The organism is Vibrio sp. Vb0349 (assembly GCF_033338975.1).
In genome coordinates, this window is record NZ_JAWOTS010000270.1 from 1 (window position 1) to 1,248 (window position 1,248).

Consider the following 1,248-nt stretch of genomic DNA (forward strand, 5'->3'; position numbering starts at 1 on the left):
CGTGCCAGTTCCAGCTACTTTGAAAGTATTCAAGCCGGCAACAAAACACTGAACAAGAAAGGCTTACCGCCGATTATCGTGCACTTCAGCGAGGGGACTCTGCAAGACTACGAACTCGTCGGCATGCTCAACAATGGCTATATCAAAGCCATTGTTTTAGATAGCCACAAAGCCAAACTTTGGCTCAATGCGATGGATGACATCAAAGCGCATAAGAAAGTCCCTCTTCGCAAAAACGGCAACATCGCTTGGGTAATGCGACAAAACAGTCCTCAACTCAAAGCAGTGGTGAACAAATTCATCCAAAAATCTCGCTCAGGCACACTCCTTGGAAACGTCATATATAGCAAATACATCGACAATACCAATTGGCTCAATAAGGCACTTAACCCTAAGAAAATTGCCCAGCTAGAAAAACTGTCAGCGCTGTTTTCGCGCTACGGGGAGAAATATGACTTGGATTATTTGCTGATTGCGGCGGTTGCGTATAAAGAGTCCGGATTTAATAACAACTTAGTCGGCACAAGAGGCGCTGTGGGCATAATGCAAGTCTTACCGAGCACAGCGCGCGATCCAAACATCAACATCAAAAATGTTCGACAACTCGAAAACAACATCCACGCAGGAGCGAAATACTTAGCGTTTTTACGTCGGCAGTACTTTGGCGATAAGGCCATTACGGCTGAGAACAAAATTTACTTTACCTTGGCGGCTTACAATGCAGGCCCAGGTAATGTCGAGAAAATGCGCAAGCGAGCCGCACAGCAAGGCTACGACCCCAACGTTTGGTTTAATAATGTCGAAGTGGTCATGCGAAAAAGCCTCAGCTCAACGGTCAGTTATGTGACCAGCGTGAACCGTTACTACGTCATCTATAAGCAACTAGAGAGCTTAGACCTCGCCAAAACACTAGAAAATGTGCTGCTGATTCCTGATGACCCAGTCTTTATGACACCAATAAGGAAAATCACTCAAACGCCAGATACAAAAATGCCGCTTGTTAATTAAGCGGCATTTTTATTATTCAGTGTACTTTGAAATTGCAGAGTGATTAATGTCACATTTTCATTCTAGTTAAAATTTGACCACTCTAAAAAGCAGGCTGAACAACGTCCCTAAAAACGAAGGCGTTTTCAGCTGAGTACTCTATCCAATCTAATGATTTGCTAACCGATAACAAGCAATTTTGCGATAAATCTCAACAGATCTTGAGTGAGATCACATTCATTTTTCATCATCAAAAACACA

General features: G+C 43.3%; 1 protein-coding gene. It reads left to right on the top strand.

Translation table 11 applies throughout. From position 1 onward, the window contains the following. The coding region (locus R7Q47_RS25120; protein ID WP_318090033.1) for a transglycosylase SLT domain-containing protein at positions 1–1,008 on the top strand (1,008 nt) is incomplete at its 5' end. Positions 1,009–1,248: the final 240 nt, after the last annotated feature.